This is a genomic window from Frigoribacterium sp. AC759 (genome assembly GCF_979256015.1).
Genome location: NZ_CEEDMT010000011.1, coordinates 1 through 18,794 on the forward strand (window position 1 = coordinate 1; position 18,794 = coordinate 18,794).

Annotated in this window: 20 protein-coding genes; 13 read left to right on the forward strand and 7 right to left on the reverse strand. The window is 71.4% G+C overall.

Annotated features, from left to right (window positions below):
- Positions 1 to 156 precede the first annotated feature (156 nt).
- Both ACZ6JE_RS09490 and ACZ6JE_RS09495 read right to left on the reverse strand, forming a co-directional pair.
- Positions 157 to 993, reverse strand: a complete 837-nt coding sequence (locus ACZ6JE_RS09490; RefSeq protein ID WP_464318804.1) for an alpha/beta fold hydrolase — start codon at positions 991 to 993, stop codon at positions 157 to 159.
- A 210-nt stretch (positions 994 to 1,203) separates the two neighbouring features.
- Positions 1,204 to 2,250: an NAD(P)-dependent alcohol dehydrogenase gene (locus tag ACZ6JE_RS09495; protein WP_192060675.1), complete on the reverse strand. Its 1,047-nt coding sequence runs from the start codon at positions 2,248 to 2,250 to the stop codon at positions 1,204 to 1,206.
- 334 nt (positions 2,251 to 2,584) lie between these two features.
- Here ACZ6JE_RS09495 and ACZ6JE_RS09500 point away from each other — a divergent pair, with 334 nt between their 5' ends.
- The 5 genes from ACZ6JE_RS09500 (at position 2,585) to ACZ6JE_RS09520 (ending at position 5,843) form a co-directional block, all read left to right on the forward strand.
- Complete coding sequence (locus tag ACZ6JE_RS09500; protein WP_192060674.1) at positions 2,585 to 2,941, forward strand: VOC family protein; 357 nt, start codon at positions 2,585 to 2,587, stop codon at positions 2,939 to 2,941.
- A gap of 136 nt (positions 2,942 to 3,077) precedes the next feature.
- Positions 3,078 to 4,277: a Fic family protein gene (locus ACZ6JE_RS09505; RefSeq protein WP_192060673.1), complete on the forward strand. Its 1,200-nt coding sequence runs from the start codon at positions 3,078 to 3,080 to the stop codon at positions 4,275 to 4,277.
- Positions 4,278 to 4,436: 159 nt separating this feature from the next.
- Complete coding sequence (locus tag ACZ6JE_RS09510; protein ID WP_243215051.1) at positions 4,437 to 4,658, forward strand: hypothetical protein; 222 nt, start codon at positions 4,437 to 4,439, stop codon at positions 4,656 to 4,658.
- 77 nt (positions 4,659 to 4,735) lie between these two features.
- Positions 4,736 to 5,320 carry a DUF1349 domain-containing protein gene (locus tag ACZ6JE_RS09515; RefSeq protein WP_192060671.1) on the forward strand — a complete coding sequence of 195 codons (585 nt, stop codon included), beginning with the start codon at positions 4,736 to 4,738 and terminating at the stop codon, positions 5,318 to 5,320.
- 400 nt (positions 5,321 to 5,720) lie between these two features.
- Positions 5,721 to 5,843: a hypothetical protein gene (locus ACZ6JE_RS09520; protein ID WP_464318805.1), complete on the forward strand. Its 123-nt coding sequence runs from the start codon at positions 5,721 to 5,723 to the stop codon at positions 5,841 to 5,843.
- 88 nt (positions 5,844 to 5,931) lie between these two features.
- Here ACZ6JE_RS09520 and ACZ6JE_RS09525 read toward each other — a convergent pair whose 3' ends face one another.
- The 3 genes from ACZ6JE_RS09525 to ACZ6JE_RS09535 form a co-directional block, all read right to left on the reverse strand.
- On the reverse strand, positions 5,932 to 7,143 hold the full coding sequence (locus ACZ6JE_RS09525) for an MFS transporter (protein ID WP_464318806.1): 1,212 nt from the start codon (positions 7,141 to 7,143) through the stop codon (positions 5,932 to 5,934).
- An 86-nt stretch (positions 7,144 to 7,229) separates the two neighbouring features.
- A complete protein-coding gene (locus tag ACZ6JE_RS09530; RefSeq protein WP_464318807.1) occupies positions 7,230 to 8,117 on the reverse strand; it encodes a helix-turn-helix transcriptional regulator in 888 nt (295 codons plus the stop codon).
- A gap of 126 nt (positions 8,118 to 8,243) precedes the next feature.
- A complete protein-coding gene (locus ACZ6JE_RS09535) occupies positions 8,244 to 8,882 on the reverse strand; it encodes an isochorismatase family protein (RefSeq protein WP_192060668.1) in 639 nt (212 codons plus the stop codon).
- Between the two features lie 129 nt (positions 8,883 to 9,011).
- Here ACZ6JE_RS09535 and ACZ6JE_RS09540 point away from each other — a divergent pair, with 129 nt between their 5' ends.
- Positions 9,012 to 9,959: a GlxA family transcriptional regulator gene (locus tag ACZ6JE_RS09540; protein WP_243215048.1), complete on the forward strand. Its 948-nt coding sequence runs from the start codon at positions 9,012 to 9,014 to the stop codon at positions 9,957 to 9,959.
- Positions 9,960 to 10,104: 145 nt separating this feature from the next.
- Complete coding sequence (locus tag ACZ6JE_RS09545; protein WP_464318808.1) at positions 10,105 to 10,668, forward strand: hypothetical protein; 564 nt, start codon at positions 10,105 to 10,107, stop codon at positions 10,666 to 10,668.
- 49 nt (positions 10,669 to 10,717) lie between these two features.
- On the opposite strand, the gene ACZ6JE_RS09550 is transcribed toward ACZ6JE_RS09545, so the two are convergent.
- The gene (locus ACZ6JE_RS09550; RefSeq protein WP_243215046.1) at positions 10,718 to 11,368 is read right to left on the reverse strand and encodes an NAD(P)-dependent oxidoreductase; all 651 of its coding nucleotides are present in this window, start codon (positions 11,366 to 11,368) and stop codon (positions 10,718 to 10,720) included.
- A 90-nt stretch (positions 11,369 to 11,458) separates the two neighbouring features.
- Between ACZ6JE_RS09550 and ACZ6JE_RS09555 the strand changes: the two genes are divergently transcribed.
- The 6 genes from ACZ6JE_RS09555 to ACZ6JE_RS09580 all read left to right on the forward strand — a co-directional run bounded on the left by ACZ6JE_RS09555 (position 11,459) and on the right by ACZ6JE_RS09580 (position 17,162).
- Entirely contained in the window at positions 11,459 to 11,836 is a 378-nt protein-coding gene (locus tag ACZ6JE_RS09555) for a winged helix-turn-helix transcriptional regulator (RefSeq protein WP_464318809.1), read from the forward strand.
- A gap of 301 nt (positions 11,837 to 12,137) precedes the next feature.
- Positions 12,138 to 12,704 carry an alternate-type signal peptide domain-containing protein gene (locus ACZ6JE_RS09560; RefSeq protein WP_463463397.1) on the forward strand — a complete coding sequence of 189 codons (567 nt, stop codon included), beginning with the start codon at positions 12,138 to 12,140 and terminating at the stop codon, positions 12,702 to 12,704.
- Positions 12,704 to 13,267, forward strand: coding sequence for a hypothetical protein (locus ACZ6JE_RS09565; RefSeq protein WP_192060661.1), 564 nt, complete (start codon positions 12,704 to 12,706; stop codon positions 13,265 to 13,267). The genes ACZ6JE_RS09560 and ACZ6JE_RS09565 overlap by 1 nt, the downstream gene beginning before the upstream one ends.
- Positions 13,268 to 13,269: 2 nt before the next feature.
- On the forward strand, positions 13,270 to 14,568 hold the full coding sequence (locus tag ACZ6JE_RS09570) for an RICIN domain-containing protein (RefSeq protein ID WP_464318810.1): 1,299 nt from the start codon (positions 13,270 to 13,272) through the stop codon (positions 14,566 to 14,568).
- Positions 14,565 to 15,212: a signal peptidase I gene (locus ACZ6JE_RS09575; RefSeq protein ID WP_192060659.1), complete on the forward strand. Its 648-nt coding sequence runs from the start codon at positions 14,565 to 14,567 to the stop codon at positions 15,210 to 15,212. Before ACZ6JE_RS09570 ends, ACZ6JE_RS09575 begins: the two co-directional genes overlap by 4 nt.
- 48 nt (positions 15,213 to 15,260) lie before the next feature.
- The gene (locus tag ACZ6JE_RS09580) at positions 15,261 to 17,162 is read left to right on the forward strand and encodes an ABC transporter ATP-binding protein (RefSeq protein ID WP_464318811.1); all 1,902 of its coding nucleotides are present in this window, start codon (positions 15,261 to 15,263) and stop codon (positions 17,160 to 17,162) included.
- A gap of 61 nt (positions 17,163 to 17,223) precedes the next feature.
- Here the strand turns inward: ACZ6JE_RS09580 and ACZ6JE_RS09585 are convergent, their stop codons facing one another.
- The gene (locus ACZ6JE_RS09585; protein WP_464318812.1) at positions 17,224 to 18,738 is read right to left on the reverse strand and encodes a SulP family inorganic anion transporter; all 1,515 of its coding nucleotides are present in this window, start codon (positions 18,736 to 18,738) and stop codon (positions 17,224 to 17,226) included.
- Positions 18,739 to 18,794 lie beyond the last annotated feature (56 nt).

Below are 18,794 nucleotides of genomic sequence, written 5' to 3' on the forward strand. Positions count from 1 at the left end.
TGGTGGCACGTCTACCCGCTCGGCTTCGCAGGTGCGGACACGACCGGGGCGGATCGCTCGCCGGCACCGCGCCTCCTGGGGTGCCGTGCTGCGTTGAGCGCGGTATTACTTCGCGAGCAGTGCTGCTTCGCGAGAAGTGCTACTTCGCGAGCAGTGCTACTTCGCGAGGAAGGCGAGCACGACGCGGTTGAACTCGTCGGCGTCGCTCACGTTGGCGCCGTGAGGCGCTCCCGCGATGACGTGCAGCTCGGAGCCCGCGATCGCCTTGTGCGTACGAGCACCCGAACCCTCGTAGGGGACCGTCGCATCGCCGTCGCCGTGGATGACCAGCGTGGGCACGGTCACCTTGGCGAGGTCGTCACGGAAGTCCGTGTTCGCGAACGAGGCCATGGCCTCGAGCGCGGCGGCCTTGTCGGCCTGCTTCGCGAGACGCAGGGCGTCCTGGCGGTCGGCCTCGGAGACCTTGAGCACGCCGTCGACCGAGAAGAAGCCGGTGGTGAACTCGTCGTAGAAGGAGTCCTCGTCCTTGGTGAGGCCGGCGGTCATCTCGGCCGCCGCCTCCTTGGTGAGAGGGCCCTCGGGGTTGTCGTCGGTCTTCATCAGGTACGGCGGGACGGCCGAGGCGAAGACGACGCTGTGCAGACGCTCGGTGCCGTACTTCGTGAAGTAGCGGGCGACCTCGCCGCCGCCCATCGAGAACCCGACGAGCGTGACGTCGTTCAGGTCGAGCTCGGTGAGGACCGTGTGCAGGTCTTCGGTCAGGTGGTCGTAGTCGTAACCGGTCTTCGGCTTGTCGCTGCGTCCGAAGCCTCGGCGGTCGTAGGTGACGACGCGGTAGCCGGCGTCGCGGAACGCGGGGACCTGCTTGCTCCACGACTCGCCGGAGAGGGGCCAGCCGTGGATGAGCACGACAGTGCGTCCCGAGCCGCCGAAGTCGTCGACGTGGAGGTTCGTGTCTTTGAAGAGCCCGTGGTGGGCGGTGATCTCAGTCATGAGGTTGTGCCTTCCCGGCCGCTGCTGCGGCCTTCCCCCCACGTTCGTACCCGGGCCGGCTGACGGTTCGGTCAGCCGGCTGTCGGGGTTGCGCAATGCGGATAACCGGTGCCTATCGCTCGGGCACTGAGGACGGAGCCTCGGAGCCAGGGCCCCGGGCCGAGAGCTCGAGGCCCGGAGCTCGGAAGCCCCGGGCCGCCGGGCCTGGGCTCAGGCGAACGTCGCGGCGTCGATGACGAAGCGGTAGCGGACGTCGGACTTCAGCACGCGCTCGTACGCCTCGTTGATCTGGTCGGCGTCGATGAGCTCGGTCTCGGGCACGATGCCGTGCTCGGCGCAGAAGTCGAGCATCTCCTGCGTCTCGCGGATGCCGCCGATGGCCGAACCGGCCCAGCTGCGACGCGCGGGGATGAGCGCGAACGCGGGCACCTCGAGCGGCTCGGACGGGGCGCCGACGTTGACGAGCGTGCCGTCGACGGCCAGCAGACCGAGGTACGCGCCCATGTCGACCTTCGCCGAGACGGTGTTGATGATCAGGTCGAACGAGTTCGCCAGGTCGGTGAAGGTCTGCTCGTCGCTGGTCGCGTAGTGCGCCTTGGCGCCGAAGCGCAGCGAGTCGTCCTTCTTCGAGGTGGTCTGCGACAGCACGGTGACCTCGGCGCCGAGGGCGGCGGCGATCTTGACGCCCATGTGGCCGAGTCCGCCCATGCCGACGATGGCGACCTTGGTGCCCTCGGTCACGCCCCAGTGGTGCAGCGGCGAGTACAGGGTGATGCCGGCGCAGAGCAGCGGGGCGACCTTGTCGTAGTCGAGCGACTCGGGCACGCGGAGCACGAAGTCCTCCGTGACGACGACGGCCTGCGAGTAGCCGCCCTGCGTGATGGTGCCGTCGGCGGGGTCGACGCCCGTGTAGGTGCCGACGTTGCCCTTGGCGCAGTACTGCTCGTCGCCGCGCTTGCAGTACTCGCACTCGCCGCACGAGTTGACCATGCAGCCGACGCCGACGCGGTCGCCGACCTTGTGCTTGGTGACCTCGGAGCCGACCTCCGAGACGGTGCCGACGATCTCGTGACCGACGACCTGCGGGTACTGGATCTCGCCCCACTCGCCGCGGACGGTGTGGATGTCGCTGTGGCAGATGCCGGCGTAGGCGATGTCGATCATGACGTCCTTCGGGCCGACGTCGCGGCGCTCGATGGTGGTCTTGACGAGGGGCTCGGTGGCGGACGGTGCCGCGTAGGCGTTGACGGTGCGCATGGTTCTCCTGGGGTGGTGGGTTCGGTTCGCGGGGGTTCGAGGGGCGGGTCGGAACACGGTGCTCGACGACGGGCCCTCCGTCTGCGACGTTACGCTCCCGCGCCGACCGTGGGTGGCCCTGAGAGGGCCCCCCGAGGAGACGGCCTGCAGGAGGCGCGGTGCGAGTCCGACCGGCACCGCGCCTCCTGCGGGTGGCCCGGCAGAGCGACGGCCCCCGTGAGACACGCCTCCGGGTGGGAAAGCGCCTTGACTAGCGACACGGCTCGCACGGTGCGGGGCGTAGCAAGGATCAGACGCTGCATCGGGCATTCCGGTGGCGGACGAAGGAGTCGACATGGCAAGCGGAGTGGCAACAGTGTGGGTGCCCGTGACCGACATGGGGCGGGCGACGGCGTTCTACCGTGACGCACTCGGTCTCACGGTGACGAGCGAGAGCGACGACTGGACTGAGATCGACGCGAACGGCCTGATGATCGGCCTGAACGGTCGCGAGGAGGCTGCGGCGTCGAGCGAGGGCGGCGCGGTCATCACGTTCCAGCCCGACGGCACCCTCGAGGACGCCTTGGCCGACCTGCAGTCGCGCAGCGCCGACGTGACCGGCACGATCAGCGAGCACCCGTGGGGCCGCATCCTGCCGTTCAAGGACACCGAGGGCAACGACCTGCAGTTCTACACGCCCCCGACCGACTGACCTCGGGGCCTGCAGGAGGCGCGGTGTCGGTCGGACCGGCACCGCGCCGACACCGAGCGGCGACGACCTCCTCGCTATTGTCATCTAGGCTCGACAACTGTCATCATGAGTTCGGTCGTCGACGAGAGGATGCCCGATGGCGGAGTGGCCGGCCCACACGACGCGAACCGTGCCCTGGGCTAGCGCGAGCCGCCGCGGCACGCGGGAAGACCGGATGCTCTCCGAGGTCCGGGCGTCGATCCCCCCGATGATCGCCGATCTCGAGGTACCCGTCGTCTCAAGTCGCGATCTCTCTCGAGCCCGCCACGAGGCGACCGACCTCGAGCGGGTCGCCGACGGTGTGCTCAGCCCGCTCGCCGGCTTCCTGATCCGCATGGAGTCGGTGGCCTCGAGCCGTATCGAACACGTCGAGGCATCGCCCCTCGCGTTCGCACGGGCCATCGGCGGCCTGAAGGAGAACGACTCGGCGATGTCGATGGTGGCCGCCGGGGCCGCCATCACGAAGCTCATCGCTGCTTCCGGTGCGACCATCGCGCTCGACGAGATCCTCACCGCGCACGGGGCGCTCATGCGAGACGACCCGGACGTGACCGAGCGCCCGTACGCCGGACGCGTGCGCGACGTGCAGAACTGGATCGGCGGCTCGCAGCACTCCCCGCGGAACGCGCTCTACGTCCCGCCGCCCCCGGATGACGTCCCCGCCCTCCTCCGCGATCTGGTCGTCTTCTCGAACCGGGCCGACGTCGAACCGATCACTCAGGCGGCGATCGCCCACGCGCAGTTCGAGAGCATCCACCCGTTCACCGACGGCAACGGCCGCATCGGCCGGGCGCTCATCGGGGCGATCCTCCGCCGCCGCGGCGTGACGCCGCACACGGTGCTGCCTGTGGCGAGCGCCCTCGCTGCGGACACGACCCACTACTTCTCGCTGCTCACCGCCTACCGCACCGGCGACGTCGCGCCGATCGTCACCGACCTCGCGCTCTCTGTCGAGACCGCGGCCCGTGAGGCGCGAGGCACTGCGCGCCGATTCGCCCGGTACGTGGAGGACTGGCGGGAACAGGCCCGACCTCGGGCAGGCAGTGCAGCCGACCGGATCCTGCCCGTTCTGCTGACGCTGCCCGTCTTCACGGTCGAGCAGCTCGTCGACGAGCTGCGCGACCTCCCTGAGCGGAGCGTGTATCGCGGCGTCGAGGTGCTGGCGGAGAACCACATCGTCGAAGCCGTCACGGAGCGCGTCCGCGGCCGGGCCTACGCGGCGATGGACGTCCTCGACGAGTTCGACGATCTCGACTCCCGCATCCGCGAGCGCATCACCCGACTGCGGGGGGCGTGACGCACGTCCGCTGAGACGCCGAGACCCCAGCGGGTCGCCGAGACCCCCGCCTGCGCGCTGGGGTCTCGGCCACCTCCTGGGGTCTGAGCGCCGCGCCTCCGCCGCGCGCTCCGCCGTGCGGGCGAGCCGCTCGCGGTCGGAGGCTCGTAGGGTCGAGGGATGACGACGACATGGACGACCCTGCAGCTCATCCTCTCCGCCGTGGTGGTCGTGTGCGGTGCGCTGCTCACGCAAGGTGACAGCGGCCTCCTGGGCGTGCTGATGATCGTCAGCGGTTCGTTCTCGATCGTGGTCGGGCTGCGGGCGATGGCCGTGAACCGACGCGTCGAGAGGCAGCACGCCGCCCTCCAGGCCGGCGACGCCCCGACGCACGAGCGCTGACGCCGCCGGCGCCACCGCTGCCACCGCTGCCGCCGCTGCCGCCGTCACCCCCGACGACCACCGAGAACGAGGACGCCATGACCGACATCGCCTGGACCACCGGCACCTGGACCACCGAGCCGACAGCGGTCGCCGTCGCCGTTGACGGGATGCGGGTCACGGCGACGGAGGGCAGCGACGCCTGGCGCCTCACCTCGTACGGGTTCGTCCATGACACCGAGCACGCCCTGGTCGCGCCCTTCCCGCAGGGCACGGCGATGGAGGTGTCGTTCGTGCTCGACTTCGCCGCCCAGTTCGATCAGGCCGGCCTCTTCGTCTCGGTCGACCCCGAGACCTGGGTCAAGGCCGGGGTGGAGCTCAGCGACGGCGAGCAGAGCCTCGGTGCCGTGGTGACGCGAGGAGAGTCCGACTGGTCGCTGTCACCGGTCGACTGGACCGGCCGGACCGTGACGATCCGAGCCAGCCGCTCGGGGGATGCGCTCACGGTCCGGGCGCGGGTCGACGCCGAGCCCTGGCGTCTGGTGCGGGTCGCCCCGCTCGCTCCCGATGCCGCGGCGAGCGCCGGCCCCTTCTGCTGCGCCCCGTCGCGCGCCGACCTCACCGTGCACTTCACCGCATGGAGGACGATGCCCGCCGATGAGAGCCTGCACCCCGAGGACTGACCGCTCGGGCTAGGGTCGTGGCACCAGCACCACCATCCAGGTCTCGGGCACCATCGATTTCGACTCCCCGGACGAGCTCCGCTTCATCCACGGCGAGCAGACGCAGTACGGGTTCAACTTTCCTCGTCTTATCCTCGGCCCCGACGAGATGTTGGTCCGAGGGTGCTTGGAGCGTGGCCGAATGCTTGCATCGAGGAGAGCCCCCCTACACAGAGGACGGTGCGACTAGCTCGCGCCGTGTCTTACGCTGACCAAACGACTTCGACCAACTCTCAGAGGGTCAGCCAGACGCGACAGCCCCTTCTGCGACGGTGATCCCGGTTCCGACATTCAGACGATGGCTGTGTAGTCGTACCTGGCGTCGAGCACTCCCCAGTCGATCGTCAGCTCCACTTGTCAGGTGCTCGACGAAACCATCGACCCGGGCCGCGTGTTCGACCGCAAAGTGCGCCTGTGGGAGATCGCGGGGGGCTGCCAACTGATGGACTCCCACGAGGCGTTCAGGGTGCTGATCCGCCCGTAGTCCCGCGCATCACCGCATGCGATGAAGCCAGGGCGAAGGCTCTCCCGAACGATCGGCAGGGCCTTCGTCGCGGGCGACCCAGCGACGGTCAGAGTGCCGCGGGGAACGCGTCGCGCCGCCCGTACACGGTCAGCGCCAACGCCACGACCCCGAACCCGATCATCAGCACGGGCAGCACGAGGCCGTCGGCCGCGGTCAGCAGAGCCGCACCAACGATGCCGGCGAAGAAGATCGCCACGTTGAACGCCACCGGCAGGAACGCGTTCGCGACATCGGCGTTGTCTCCGCCGACGGTCGTGAGGGCCGCCTGCAGCTGAGCCGACGCCCCGCCGAACGTCACGCCCCAGAGCACCGCGGCGGCGACGACGGCCGGCACCGACGCGTGACCCGCGAGCAGGATCACCCCGGCGACCACGAAGAGCGCGACGCTGCCGTGCAGCAGCGCCCGCGGGTACCGGTCGAGCAGCGCCCCGGTGACGACGATCCCGCCGATCGAGGCGACGCCGTAGATCAGCAGCATCACGTCGACTCCGAGCCCCGAGCCGCCGGCCCGCAGGTACGGCGAGACGTACGTGTAGATCGTGTTGTGCGCGAGCATCCAGGCGGCGATCACCGCGAGGATCACCGCGATGCCGGGGATGCGGAACACGCGCCCGAGCGACAGGCGCGCCCCCTCGGGTGCCGGTGCGGCGTCGGGGACGACCGCGGCCACGAGCGCGAACACCACGACGCCGATCAGGGTCAATCCGCCGAACGACCAGCGCCAGTCGAAGGTCATGCCGAGCCACGAGCCGAGCGGCGTGCCGAACGCGAAGCCGACGGGTGCGCCGGCCGAGACGACGGCGAGCGAGAGACCGGCGCGGCTCGGCGGGCTGATGCGGCGGCCGTAGGCGGCGAGCATGCCCCAGATCACGCCCGAGAAGGCCCCGGCGACGAACCGCGACACCAGGGCGAGCGCGATCACGGGCGAGAGCGCCGTCACGGTGTTCGCCACGACCAGCCCGGTGATGGCGATCAGGAGGAGCGGCTTTCGACGCATCCCCCGGGTGAGCGCGATGGCCGGCACGGTCGCCAGCACGGTGCCGAGCGCGTAGGCGCTGATGAGCAGACCCACGGCGCCTTCGCTCGTGTCGAGGCCGTCCGCGATGACGGGCAGCAGACCCGCCGGCATCGTCTCCATCGCGACGAGGATGAACCCCATCGTCGCGAGGACGACGAGCGAGAACAGCGGCAGGCGGTCGACGGGCGCGGTGGGGCCGGAGGCGCGGGTCGAGCGGGTGGGGACGGGCGCGGTGGTCATCGTGAGGTCCTTTCGGGCGCGGAGCCGCGCCTCCTCGGGGCGTGCCCGGTGGTGGGGGATGCCGCGGTGCGGCGGAGGGTCGAGGGTCAGGAGACGGTGTCGATCGCGCGGGCGCGCTCGACGATGTGCTCGGTGGCGGCCCACGAGGCGAGGAGCCTGAGCCCTTCGTCGGAGGGCGAGCCGGGCACGGCCGTGTAGACGGTGAGCGAGTGGCCCGGGGTGTCTTGCAGCTCCATCGCCTGGAAGTCGAGTTCGAGCAGGCCGACCACCGGGTGCCGGAACTGCTTCGCGCCGGTGTAGTGGCGGCGGACGTCGTGCGCCGCCCAGCGGGTGCGGAACTCGTCGCTGCGGATCGAGAGCTCGCCGACGAGCGCGGCGATCCCCGTGTCGTGGGGGTCGCGCCCCGCGTCGCGGCGGAGGATGGCCACGTTGACGTCGGCCGCGCGCTGCCAGTCGGGGTAGAAGTCGCGCGCGCCCGGGTCGAGGAAGATGTAGCGCGAGTGGTTGCCGGGGCGCAGCGTGCCGCGGTACATGTCGGAGTACAGGGCGAAACCGAGCGTGTTGGCGGCGACGAGGTCCATGCGGGTGTTCGTCACCATGGCGGGTGCGCCGGTCATCGCGTCGAGCATGTGCTGCACGGGCGACTGCGCGATCTTCCGCCCGGCGCCGATGGGCGGCCTGCGACGCGACGGGGCGAACGCCTTGGCGAGGTCGTGGAGGTGATCGGTCTCGGCCTGGTCGAGCCCGAGCGCACGGGAGATCGCGTCGAGGACGCTGTCGGACACCCCGCCGAGGTTCCCCCGCTCGAGACGCGTGTAGTAGTCGACGCTGACACCGGCCAGACGGGCGACCTCGTCACGGCGCAGCCCGGGGACGCGTCGACGCCCGCCAACGCTGACGACGCCCGCCTGCTCGGGCGACAGCCGTGCCCGGCGTGAAGCGAGGAACTCGCGGACCTCGGCTCGTTCATCCATATCACCGACCCTAGAGCCGCCCGCCAGGCCCAGCCAGGCCCTGCCGGAACCCCCGTCCGGTGGGTCGGGCGAGCGGAGACGGGCCGGCGCGGGCGCCGGCGCGGGCGGGCCGCGCCTCCTCGTCGCTCAGCCGCGGGGGAAGCGCGCGGCGCCCGCCGTCGCCGATTCGGGCAGGTTGCTCGCGGCGAGCGGCTGGCCCGCCGACACCGCGGTCGTCCACCCCTTCGTCGTGGCGACGGCCGCGAAGTTCGAATCGAGGAGGGCCATGAGGGTGCGGTGCACGGTCTCGGCGTCGACGTGGCCGGCGTCGTTCCCGAGGCTGATGGCGCCCGTCGCGTCGGACAGCACCTCGGCGGTGATGCCGACCGCCTCGGCCCCGGCGGCCGAGGCGAGGATGCAGTTGTTCGTCATGTACCCGACCAGGGTGACGGTGTCGAGCGAGTTCTCGTGCAGCCAGTCGAGCAGGTCGGTGTCGGCGAAGACCGAGCTGTACTGCTTGGTGATCGACTTCCAGTCGGAGCGGCGACGCCTCTCGATCTCGGGGTGCAGGGCGAACGCCTCGGTGCTCGGATCGAACACGGGGGAGCCCTCGCCCGACGTGTGCTGGAACACCACGACGGGGATGCCGGCGGCCGAGGCGGCGTCGATGGCCTCGGCGACACGGGCCAGGGAGTCGTCGACGGAGGGGTACTGGATCTCGAGCGGGCCGGCGAAGTACTCCTGCTGGACGTCGACGACGATGAGGGCGCGGTTCGGTGTGGTCATGGGGGCTCCTTGTTCGAGGGCGTCGGCGCGGGATGCGATCCACCGACGATCCTCCTCGCGGGGGGCGCCTCGCACGAGTGGCCCGTGTGCGTCGATACGATGGATCCAGGCCATCGAGGAGGTCCGCCCGTGAAGATCGCCGTCTACGCCTTCGAGGGCGTCTCCATGTTCCATCTGTCTGTGCCGCAGATCGTCTTCGACGAGGTCGCCCGCCAGGGGCTCGGACCATGGCGGACGACGCTGTTCTCCGAGCGGGCCGGATCGATCACGACCGCCGAGGGCTACTCGCTCGGCGGCGTCGCCGGTCTCGACGCCGTGGCCGACGCCGATCTGGTCGTCGTCCCGTCGTGGGTCGACGACGGCCGCGAGCCCGGCGCCGCGTTACGCCGGGTCGTGCTCGCGGCGCACGACCGGGGTTCGACGATCGTCGGTCTCTGCCTCGGCGCCCTCGCCGTGGCGGACCTCGGCCTGCTGGAGGGTCGCAGCGCGGTCACCCACTGGCACGCCGTCGAGGGGCTGGCGCGGAGGCACCCGGGGATCACCGTCGAGCCGGGCGTCCTCTATCTCGACCACGGCGACGTGCTGACCTCGGCGGGCACCGCCTCCGGCATCGACGCGTGCCTGCACGTCGTGCGGACCCGCCTCGGGGCGGAGGCCGCGAACAGGGTGGCCCGCAGCCTGGTCGTCGCACCGCATCGCGAAGGCGGTCAGGCGCAGTACATCGAGCGACCCGTCGCGCAGCATGCGGCGACGGACCCGATCGCGGTCGCGACCGCCTGGGCCCTCGAGCATCTCGGCGACGAGCTCGGCGTCGACCGTCTGGCGTCGGAGGCGCGGCTGAGTCGCCGGACGTTCGTGCGGGCGTTCCGGGCGTCGACCGGGACGACACCGGCCGCCTGGGTGCGATCACGACGCCTCGACGAGGCGCGACGCCTGCTCGAGACGACCGACCTCCCGATCGACCAGGTCGCCGCGTCGTGCGGGTTCGGCAACCCCGTCACGCTGCGGCAGAACTTCGCGAGCGCCTTCGGCAGCACGCCGTCGAGTTACCGACGCCGGTTCGACGCCCGGGCGTGACGGGGCGTGTCAGAACCCGGTGGTCGCGAAAAGGGGTCTAATGGAGGCGCGGCCCGAAGCGCACCGACAGCGTCACGACTCGGGCCCGTCGTCAGAATCAGGCCGTCTCACTGTCGATCGGCGTCCACGACAGGAGCGTCCCGACATGACCACCCCGAGCAGAAGGTCCGTCCAGGCCCGCGCGGTGCGGCCGACGCCCACGTCGTGGACGGTCGTCGTGACCGGATCCGGCGCAGAGGGCGGCGTCCGCACCACCGGCACGTTCACCGCCCACGGCTCGGTGGTCGACGTCGACACCCTGGTCGACGAGGCCCGCGAGCTGGCCGCCCTCTGGCTGGCCCTCCGCCCGGAGGACATCGACGTGCGCCTCGTGATCGACATCCCCGAAGACGCACGGCGTCGTTGGGTGGCCGCGACACGACCAGACCTTCCGGACGAGGAGGCGCGGGTCGAGCAGCGACGCATCGCACGCGAACTCGGCGCGGCCGGCTACACCGCCTCCGCCCTCGCCGTGGCCTTCGACGTGTCGAGGTCGCGGGCGGCCCGTCTGCTGCGGGTGGACGCCATCGCGCTCGCACGCGACGTGACGCAGGCGGCGACCCGCGCGCTCGACGGCAGCGCCGTCGGCGACCACGGCGCCGACGACCGTGCGCTCGACGAGCGGGTCGCCGGCGACTGTGTGACCGACCTGCAGGGCGACGCTCAGTAGGCGACGCCCGTCAGGCGACGCCCGTCAGATGATGCCCGCCAGGCGACGCTCAGTAGGCGACGCTGAAGTGCGCGCGGCGGTGCTTCGGGGTGTCGATCTCGTCGACGATCGCGAGGGCGAAGTCCTGCCCGCTCACGGCCGAGACGCCCTCGGCGTCGGTGAAGGCCAGGTCGCCGCCGGTGCGGTACTCGCCGCGCGCCTCGCCGGGGGCGTACGCGCCGAACAGCTGGGCGGGCGAGACGAAGAACCAGTCGAGGCTGTCGTCCGTGCCGCCGAGCAGTTCGAGCACCTCGTTCATCTGCTTGGCCTCGCTCGCGAACTCGGGGGGCAGCTGGTCGGTGTCGGCCTGACGCGGGCCGCCCTCCTCGAGTCGGAGCGAGCTGTAGCCGCCGACGACGCCGAAGCGGACGCCGTGCTCGGCCGCGAGGGCGGCGAGGGCCAGATCGGCCTCGACGATCCTCCCGTCGAGCTCGCCGCGGGGTGAGAGCGACGAGACCACGACGTCGCTGCCGGTGACGGCACGGAGGCGGGCCTCGGCGTCGAGCATCGAACCGGTCTCGTAGCGGACGCCGTCGACCCGCGCCTCCTCGGCGGGGACGGAACGGCTGAACGAGACGACCTCGTGACCGCGCGATGCGGCCTCGCGGACGATGGCGCTGCCGGCGTAGCCGGTTCCTCCGACGACGGTGATGGTGCTCATGGCGTGCTCCTTCTTGTGCTGGGGCTTCCCCGCTGCGGGGTCGCACGGCTACGGTAGATCCATTAGTCACTCATGGGAAGTAGGCACTTCTTGGTAACCGACCCCGCTCTCGCGCTCGACCCCTACGCCGACGGCTGCCCCACGCGGCGGGTGCTCGATCGCATCGGCGACCGGTGGACGGTCCTGATCGTCGGCACCCTCGAGTCGGGCCCGCATCGCTTCACCGAGATCCGCAAGAGCGTGTCGGGCATCTCGCAGAAGATGCTGACGCAGACGCTGCGCGGTCTCGAGCGCGACGGGCTCGTGACCCGCACGGTGTTCGCCGAGGTGCCGCCCCGCGTCGAGTACGAGCTCACGACGGCCGGTCGCACCCTCTGCGCGCCGCTCAAGGCCCTCGAAGAATGGTCGATCGAGCACTTCGGCGACGTGCGAGAGGCCTGGGGCGAATACGACGAGCGGATCGCCTAGGAGGCGCGGGTCGGGTCCCGATCGGCACCCGCCCGCCGGAGTGACCCTGGCAATCGGCCTGCGCTTCCGATGCATCCGCATCGATCGCACCGATCCGTGAGATGGTTGAGATAAGCAGACATCCCGGTGGATCCACCGGTCCTGCATGCAGATACCGTCCCCTGCCTGTGCCGCCTCCCGCGGCATCTCAAGTGCCTCCTCCCGACGGTCGCCCTCTCCCTGAACCGAGTGGAGCCGACCACGGTCGCCAGGAGCCGGGACACCAGCCGACGGCACCCGTGCCGCCCGGAAGGACCGCACCATGAAGACCATCGTCAAGGGCACCATCGCCACCGCCACCGGCGTCACCCTCCTCCTGGGAGGCGCGGGCACGTTCGCGCTCTGGAACACCAGCGCCGAGACGGCCGGCGGCACGATCGTCTCCGGTGGCCTCGAGGTCGAACCCAGCGCCGAGGCCGCCACCTGGACGGTCAACGGAGGCGCACCGCAGTCGACCATCGCCGGCTACCCGATCGTGCCCGGCGACGTCGTCGTCTACTCGCGCGACATGACGGTCACCGCGCACGGAGACGGTCTGAACGCGGCGTTCAGCCTCGACCCCGCCTCGATCGAGCCCAGCTCGACGTCGTCGTCCGACGTGGCGCTCGCCGACTACCTCTCGTCGACGGCCCAGCTGACCGCCACCGGCGACGGCATCACGACGACCCCCGACGCCGTGACCGTGACCGGGCGCGACGGCCTCGAGGAGGACGTCACCGTGGCGGTCACCATCGAGTTCCCGAAGAGCACCACCGTCGGCTTCGAGAACGACACGCAGCTCGGCTCGGTGGACCTCGGGGCCGTCGCCGTGACCCTGACCCAGATCTAGTGGGCGCCCGCGGCACGTGGCTCGTCGTGGGGGTCGTCGCGACCGTCGTGGCGGCCGTCGTGTCGCTCGGCGAGGTGGGCGGTTCGTCGGCCCGACTCAGCGACTCGGCCAGCACCTCCGACGGTCCTGTCGTCGTGACGTCGGGGTCGGCGTCGCTGACCCTCGACGCGCTCGCCCTGCCCGCCGACCCGCTCTACCCCGGGCTCACCCTGCGCGGCCCCGTCACGGCGACGAACACCGGCACCGTCGGACTCTCGCTCGGGGTGGCCGCGGCGACCGTGACGAGCGTCCACGCCGACACGGCGCCCGTGCCCGCCCTCCTGCTCGGGTTGGGCACGGCCACCTCGGCGACCGACTGCCGCGCGGGCCGCGCGGCCTCCGTCTGGTCGGGCACCGCGACCGATCGACCTGCCGCCGCGTCGGCGCCGACCAGCGTCGTCCTCGCCGCGGGGGAGTCCCGCACGCTCTGCGTCTCCGTCGCGATGGGCGACGACGGTCGGAGCACCTCGCAGGGACTCGGCGACCTCGCCCTCGCCCTGCGTCTCACCGGAACGCAGGTCTGACCGTGCCCACGAACACCCGATCGCATCGCGGGTCGCGCCGGCCACCGAGCCCGCGCCGCTCGGTGCGTCGCGCCCCGGTGTGGGGCGCCGCCCTCGTCGTCGCCGTGCTCACGGCGCTGATCGCCGTGCCCGCCGAGGCGACCTGGACGGCACCCGTGCAGACCGCGTCGGCGACGACCTCGACCGGGCGGCTGGCCGTCGCGCTGACAGGTGTCGAGAGCCTGGCCACGACCTACTCGTCGTCCGCCCTCTCGCATCTGGCGACCGTCACGGTCGCCAACACCGGCACCGTGCCCGCCCCGTGGACTCTCGCCATCACCCCCGCGGGCGGCTCGACCCTCGCCACCGCGACCCGCGTCTCACTCTGGCCGCTGACCTCGGGTCGCTGCGGCAGCCGACCCGCCGATGCCTCGTCGGGAACGTGGGCGACGGTCGGCGCACCCTCCGGGACCCTGCCGGTCGGCGCCTCCTCGTCCTGGTGCGTCCAGACGTCGATCACCCAGGCCGACCGGTTCGACTCGGTGGGCCAGACGGCGAGGCTCACCGCCGCGCTCACCGCGCGCCTCGGTTCATGGACCAGCGCCGGCTCGGCGACGTCGACGCAGACCGTCGCCGACACCCTCACGCCCGGGGCGCCGACCAAGACCTCCGAGACGGACAGCAGCATCTCGCTGACCTGGGCCGCCTCGTCGGACTCGGCCGCGGTGTCCCGCTACGGCGTCTACCGCGACGGGGTGCTCGTCGGCACCGTGCCGGCGTCGACGCGCAGCTACACCGACACCGGGCTGGGGGCCTTCCGGTACTACGCGTACGCCATCCGCGCGCTCGACGCGTCGAACCCGGCCCGCACCTCCCCGGCGTCACCGGCCATCCGGCACGCGACCGCGTACTTCACCAACAGCGATCGATACGTCGTCCGCGACGTCGCCACGAACCGGTGCGCGACGGTCGGCGGCTCGACGAGCGGATCACCGCTCTGGTCGAGCGGCTGCCGGGGCACCACGACGCAGCTGTGGCAGTTCGTCGCCGAGGGGCAGTACCTGAAGATCACCTCGCCCGCGGTCTCGGGTCTGTACTGGGACAGCGCCAGCGATCGCCAGTCCGTGCTGCGCTCGGACAACGCGATCAGCGCTCAGCGCTGGACCGCCGTGCCGGTCGGCACCGGGACGGGCATGTTCCAGTTCCGAGACAGGAACTCGCTGTGCCTGACCAGCACCGGGTCGGGTGTGACGACGCAGATGCAGGTGTCGGCGTGCACGTCGTCGGAGACCCAGCTGTTCACCCTCGGGGCGTCGTCGTGACGCACGCGGCCCCGCCGTCGGGGTCGCGGGCGGGGTCGCGCTCGCGGTCGGGCTCCCGCTCGCGGTCGGGCTCGGGCTCGGGCTCGCACGCGCGGGGCGGGTCGGATCGGCAGGGCCGGGGCCTCGGCTCGATGCTCGCGCAGGCCGTCGCGGTGGTCGTGCTGATCGGCGTCGTGGCCGTCGGGCTGCTCGCCGTGGTCGTGCCGCGGGTGGTGGGCGGCGTGCCGCTGACCATCCTGACCGGCTCGATGGAGCCCGGTCTGCCTCCCGGGACGCTCGTGGTGGTGCGCCCGGTCGATCCGGCCGATATCCGGGTCGGCGACGTCGTGACCTATCAGATCCGCCCCGGGGTGCCCGGCGTCATCTCGCATCGTGTGGTGGGGGTGACCGTCGGGGAGGCGGGCCGCACGTTCACGCTGAAGGGCGACGCCAACGCCGAGCCCGATCGCGACGCCGTCGTCGAGGGGCAGGTCATGGGCGAGGTCTGGTACTCGGTGCCGTGGCTGGGGCGGCTGAACACGGGCGTCTCGGCGGGCGCGCGCGCGTGGCTCGTGCCGGCCGTCGGCGTCGGGCTGCTCGGGTACGCGGCGTTCCTCACCGGGCGCGGCGTCGTCCGCCGTCGCCGCGCGGATCGGCAGGGCTGACCGCTCTATCCTGACGAGAGGGGATCGGCTGCGACGAGAGGAACCGCGATGAGCATGGAAGGCGCGGCCTGGAGCTCGCTCTACAAGATCTCGAGCGCGAGAGACGGCCAGCACGGCATCTCCCGCGAGGCCGTGCGGCGCATCATGAAGTTCGCGGTGCCCTACCGGTCCAGGCTGGTGGTGTTCATCGCCCTGTCGATCGTCGGGGCCTTCCTCGCGGTCGCGACGCCGGTGCTGGCCGGCCGGGTGGTCGACGTCATCGTCGCGCGGGGCGAGGTGGCCACGATCGTGCGGCTCGCCGTCCTCATCGCCGCGGTCGCCGTGGCCGACGCCGCCGTGTCGCTCGTGACGCGCTGGTTCTCGGCGCGGATCGGCGAGGGCGTGATCCTCGACCTCCGCACCGCCGTGTTCGACCACGTGCAGAAGATGCCGATCGCGTTCTTCACGCGCACCCGGACGGGCGCCCTCGTGAGCCGTCTGAACAACGACGTCATCGGCGCCCAGCAGGCCTTCAGCGGCACGCTGTCGGGCGTGGTCACGAACATCGTGGCCCTCGTCCTCACCCTGATCGTCATGCTCAGCACGTCCTGGCTCGTCACGGTCCTCGCCGTGATCATGCTTCCCATCTTCCTGGTGCCCGCGCGGCGCATGGGCAGCCGTCTCGCCGCGCTCCGTCGCGAGGCCGCCGACCACAACTCCGCGATGAGCACCCAGATGACCGAGCGCTTCTCGGCACCCGGCGCCACCCTCGTCAAGCTGTTCGGCCGCCCCGACGAGGAGGCCGAGGAGTTCCGCGTCCGGGCCGCCCGGGTCCGCGACATCGGCGTCCGCAGTGCGCTGCTGCAGTTCGTCTTCGTCACCGCGCTGACGCTCGTCTCCGCGCTCGCCTTGGCGCTCGTCTACGGGCTCGGCGGGTTCCTCGCCCTGGCCGGTCAGCTGGACACCGGCGAGGTGGTCACCCTGGCGCTCCTCCTCACCCGCCTCTACGTGCCGCTGACCGGTCTCGCGAACGCCCGGGTGGAGATCATGAGCGCCGTGGTCAGCTTCGAGCGCGTCTTCGAGGTGCTCGACCTCGAACCGCTCATCACCGAGAAGCCCGACGCCGTCGTCGTGCCCGAGGGCCCGGTGGCCGTCGAGTTCGACGACGTCCGCTTCGCCTACCCGTCCGCCGACAAGGTGTCCCTCGCCTCCCTCGAGGAGGTGTCCACACTGGACACCCGCGGTGGCGACGAGGTGCTGCACGGTGTGTCGTTCCGCATCGAGCCGGGGCAGACGGTCGCCCTCGTCGGCACGTCCGGTGCCGGCAAGTCGACGATCGCGCAGCTGCTCTCGCGCCTGTACTACGTCGACGGCGGCGCCGTCCGCCTCGCGGGGGCGGATGTCCGCGACGTGACCTCCGCCTCCCTGCGGCGCACCCTGGGCATGGTGACCCAGGACGGCCATCTGTTCCACGAGACGATCCTCTCCAACCTGCGGTTCGCGAGGCCCGAGGCGACCGACGACGAGGTGTGGGACGCCATCCGCCGTGCGCGGCTCGAGCCGCTCATCCGCTCGCTGCCCGACCAGCTCGACACGATGGTGGGGGAGCGCGGCTACCGGCTCTCAGGAGGCGAGCGTCAGCGGATGACCATCGCGCGCCTCCTGATCGCCCAGCCGCGCGTCGTCATCCTCGACGAGGCGACGGCGGCCCTGGACTCCACGTCCGAGGCGGCCGTGCAGGCGGCGCTGAGCGAGGCGCTCGAGGGACGGACGGCGATGGTGATCGCGCACCGCCTCTCCACCATCCGCAGCGCGGACATGATCCTGGTGGTGGAGGACGGCTCCATCGTGGAGCGCGGCACGCACGACGAGCTGATCGCCGCGGCGGGCCGCTACGAAGAGCTGCACCGGACCCAGTTCGCCGTGCAGAAGGACGTCGCAGCCGACGAGGAGGCGCGGGGCGGGTCGTAGCCCCCGAAGCGTCGAGCCCTGCGCCGACGTCTCGCCGCTCGCGGGCGCGCAGGCGGACGGGTCAGTGGCCGGCGCCCAGCCTGCCGGCGAGCCGGTCGTGCATCCGGCTGGAGGCCTCGTTCATCCCCTCGAGGACGACGTGCTTGCCGCGCCGCTCGTATCTCGTCGTGACCGCGTCGAGGGCGGCGACGGTGGAGGCGTCCCAGACGTGCGCCTGCGTGAGGTCGATGACGATGCGCTCGGGGTCGTCGCGGTACCGGAACAGGGTGGTGAGATCGTTGCTGGAGGCGAAGAACAGCGCCCCGGTGACGGTGTAGTGCGCTGCGGTGCCGTCGTCGGCGAGTGTGCGCTCCACGGTGGCGAGGCGGGCGACGCCGCGCGCGAAGACGACCATGGCGGTGATGACGCCGACGACGACGCCGATCGCGAGGTTGTGGGTGACGACGACGACCGCGACGGTGGCGACCATGACGATGGTCTCGCCGATCGGCATCCGCCTCAGGGTCGAGGGGCGGATGCTGTGCCAGTCGAAGGTCGCGACGGCGACCATGATCATGACGGCGACGAGGGCCGCCATCGGGATGATGGCGACGACGTCGCCGAGCGCGACGACGAGGATCAGCAGGAACACGCCGGCGAGGAACGTCGAGATGCGGGTGCGCGCGCCGGAGGCCTTCACGTTGATCATCGTCTGGCCGATCATGGCGCAGCCGCCCATCCCGCCGAAGAGGCCGGAGAGGATGTTCGCCGCGCCCTGACCGAGCGACTCGCGTGTCTTCTGCGAGGGGGTGTCGGTGATGTCGTCGACGAGCTTCGCGGTCATCAGCGACTCGAGGAGTCCGACGAGCGCCATCGCGAACGCGTACGGGGCGATGATGCTCAGGGTGTCCCAGGTGAGGGGGACGCCGGGGATGAGGAGCTCGGGCAGGCTGCGGGGCAGCTCGCCTTCGTCGCCGACGGTGGGCACGTCGATCGCGGTCACGACGACGGCGACGGTGATCAGCACGATCGCGACGAGCGGAGCGGGGACGACCCGCGTCAGGCGCGGCATGAGGATCATGACGACGATGCCGACCGCCAGGAGCGGGTAGACCAGCCACGGCACGCCGATGAGGTTCGGCAGCTGAGCGGTGAAGATGAGGATCGCGAGGGCGTTGACGAAGCCGACCATGACGCTGCGGGGGATGAAGCGCATGAGTCTGGCGACGCCGAGCACGCCGAGCACGATCTGGATGATCCCGGCGAGGATGACCGTCGCGATGAAGTAGTCCAGTCCGTGGTCGCGGGCGACGGGTGCGATGACGAGCGCGATGGCGCCCGTGGCCGCGGTGATCATCGCGGGGCGCCCGCCGAGGAACGCGATCGAGACGGCCATGACGAAGGAGGAGAAGAGACCGACCCGGGGGTCGACGCCGGCGATGATCGAGAACGAGATCGCCTCGGGGATGAGGGCCAGCGCGACGACGAGGCCGGCGAGGACCTCCCGGCTGAGGATCTTCGGGGTGCGGAGCGCGGTCAGCACCGAGGGCTCGGCGCGGTACCGGCTCGTGGTGGACGGGGTGGTCGCTGTGGTCATGAGGACTCCTGGGGGAGAGGGGCTCGCATCGTGTGAGCCGGGTGGGTGTCGACGGA

Coding starts and splice junctions, on each gene's coding strand:
- ACZ6JE_RS09580 (WP_464318811.1), top strand. CDS start 15,261: ATGAGCATGGAAGGCGCGGCCTGGAGCTCGCTCTACAAGATCTCGAGC.
- ACZ6JE_RS09585 (WP_464318812.1), bottom strand. CDS start 18,738: ATGACCACAGCGACCACCCCGTCCACCACGAGCCGGTACCGCGCCGAG.
- ACZ6JE_RS09495 (WP_192060675.1), bottom strand. CDS start 2,250: ATGCGCACCGTCAACGCCTACGCGGCACCGTCCGCCACCGAGCCCCTC.
- ACZ6JE_RS09515 (WP_192060671.1), top strand. CDS start 4,736: ATGACCGACATCGCCTGGACCACCGGCACCTGGACCACCGAGCCGACA.
- ACZ6JE_RS09525 (WP_464318806.1), bottom strand. CDS start 7,143: ATGACCACCGCGCCCGTCCCCACCCGCTCGACCCGCGCCTCCGGCCCC.
- ACZ6JE_RS09535 (WP_192060668.1), bottom strand. CDS start 8,882: ATGACCACACCGAACCGCGCCCTCATCGTCGTCGACGTCCAGCAGGAG.
- ACZ6JE_RS09550 (WP_243215046.1), bottom strand. CDS start 11,368: ATGAGCACCATCACCGTCGTCGGAGGAACCGGCTACGCCGGCAGCGCC.
- ACZ6JE_RS09530 (WP_464318807.1), bottom strand. CDS start 8,117: ATGGATGAACGAGCCGAGGTCCGCGAGTTCCTCGCTTCACGCCGGGCA.
- ACZ6JE_RS09500 (WP_192060674.1), top strand. CDS start 2,585: ATGGCAAGCGGAGTGGCAACAGTGTGGGTGCCCGTGACCGACATGGGG.
- ACZ6JE_RS09560 (WP_463463397.1), top strand. CDS start 12,138: ATGAAGACCATCGTCAAGGGCACCATCGCCACCGCCACCGGCGTCACC.
- ACZ6JE_RS09490 (WP_464318804.1), bottom strand. CDS start 993: ATGACTGAGATCACCGCCCACCACGGGCTCTTCAAAGACACGAACCTC.
- ACZ6JE_RS09510 (WP_243215051.1), top strand. CDS start 4,437: ATGACGACGACATGGACGACCCTGCAGCTCATCCTCTCCGCCGTGGTG.
- ACZ6JE_RS09505 (WP_192060673.1), top strand. CDS start 3,078: ATGGCGGAGTGGCCGGCCCACACGACGCGAACCGTGCCCTGGGCTAGC.
- ACZ6JE_RS09545 (WP_464318808.1), top strand. CDS start 10,105: ATGACCACCCCGAGCAGAAGGTCCGTCCAGGCCCGCGCGGTGCGGCCG.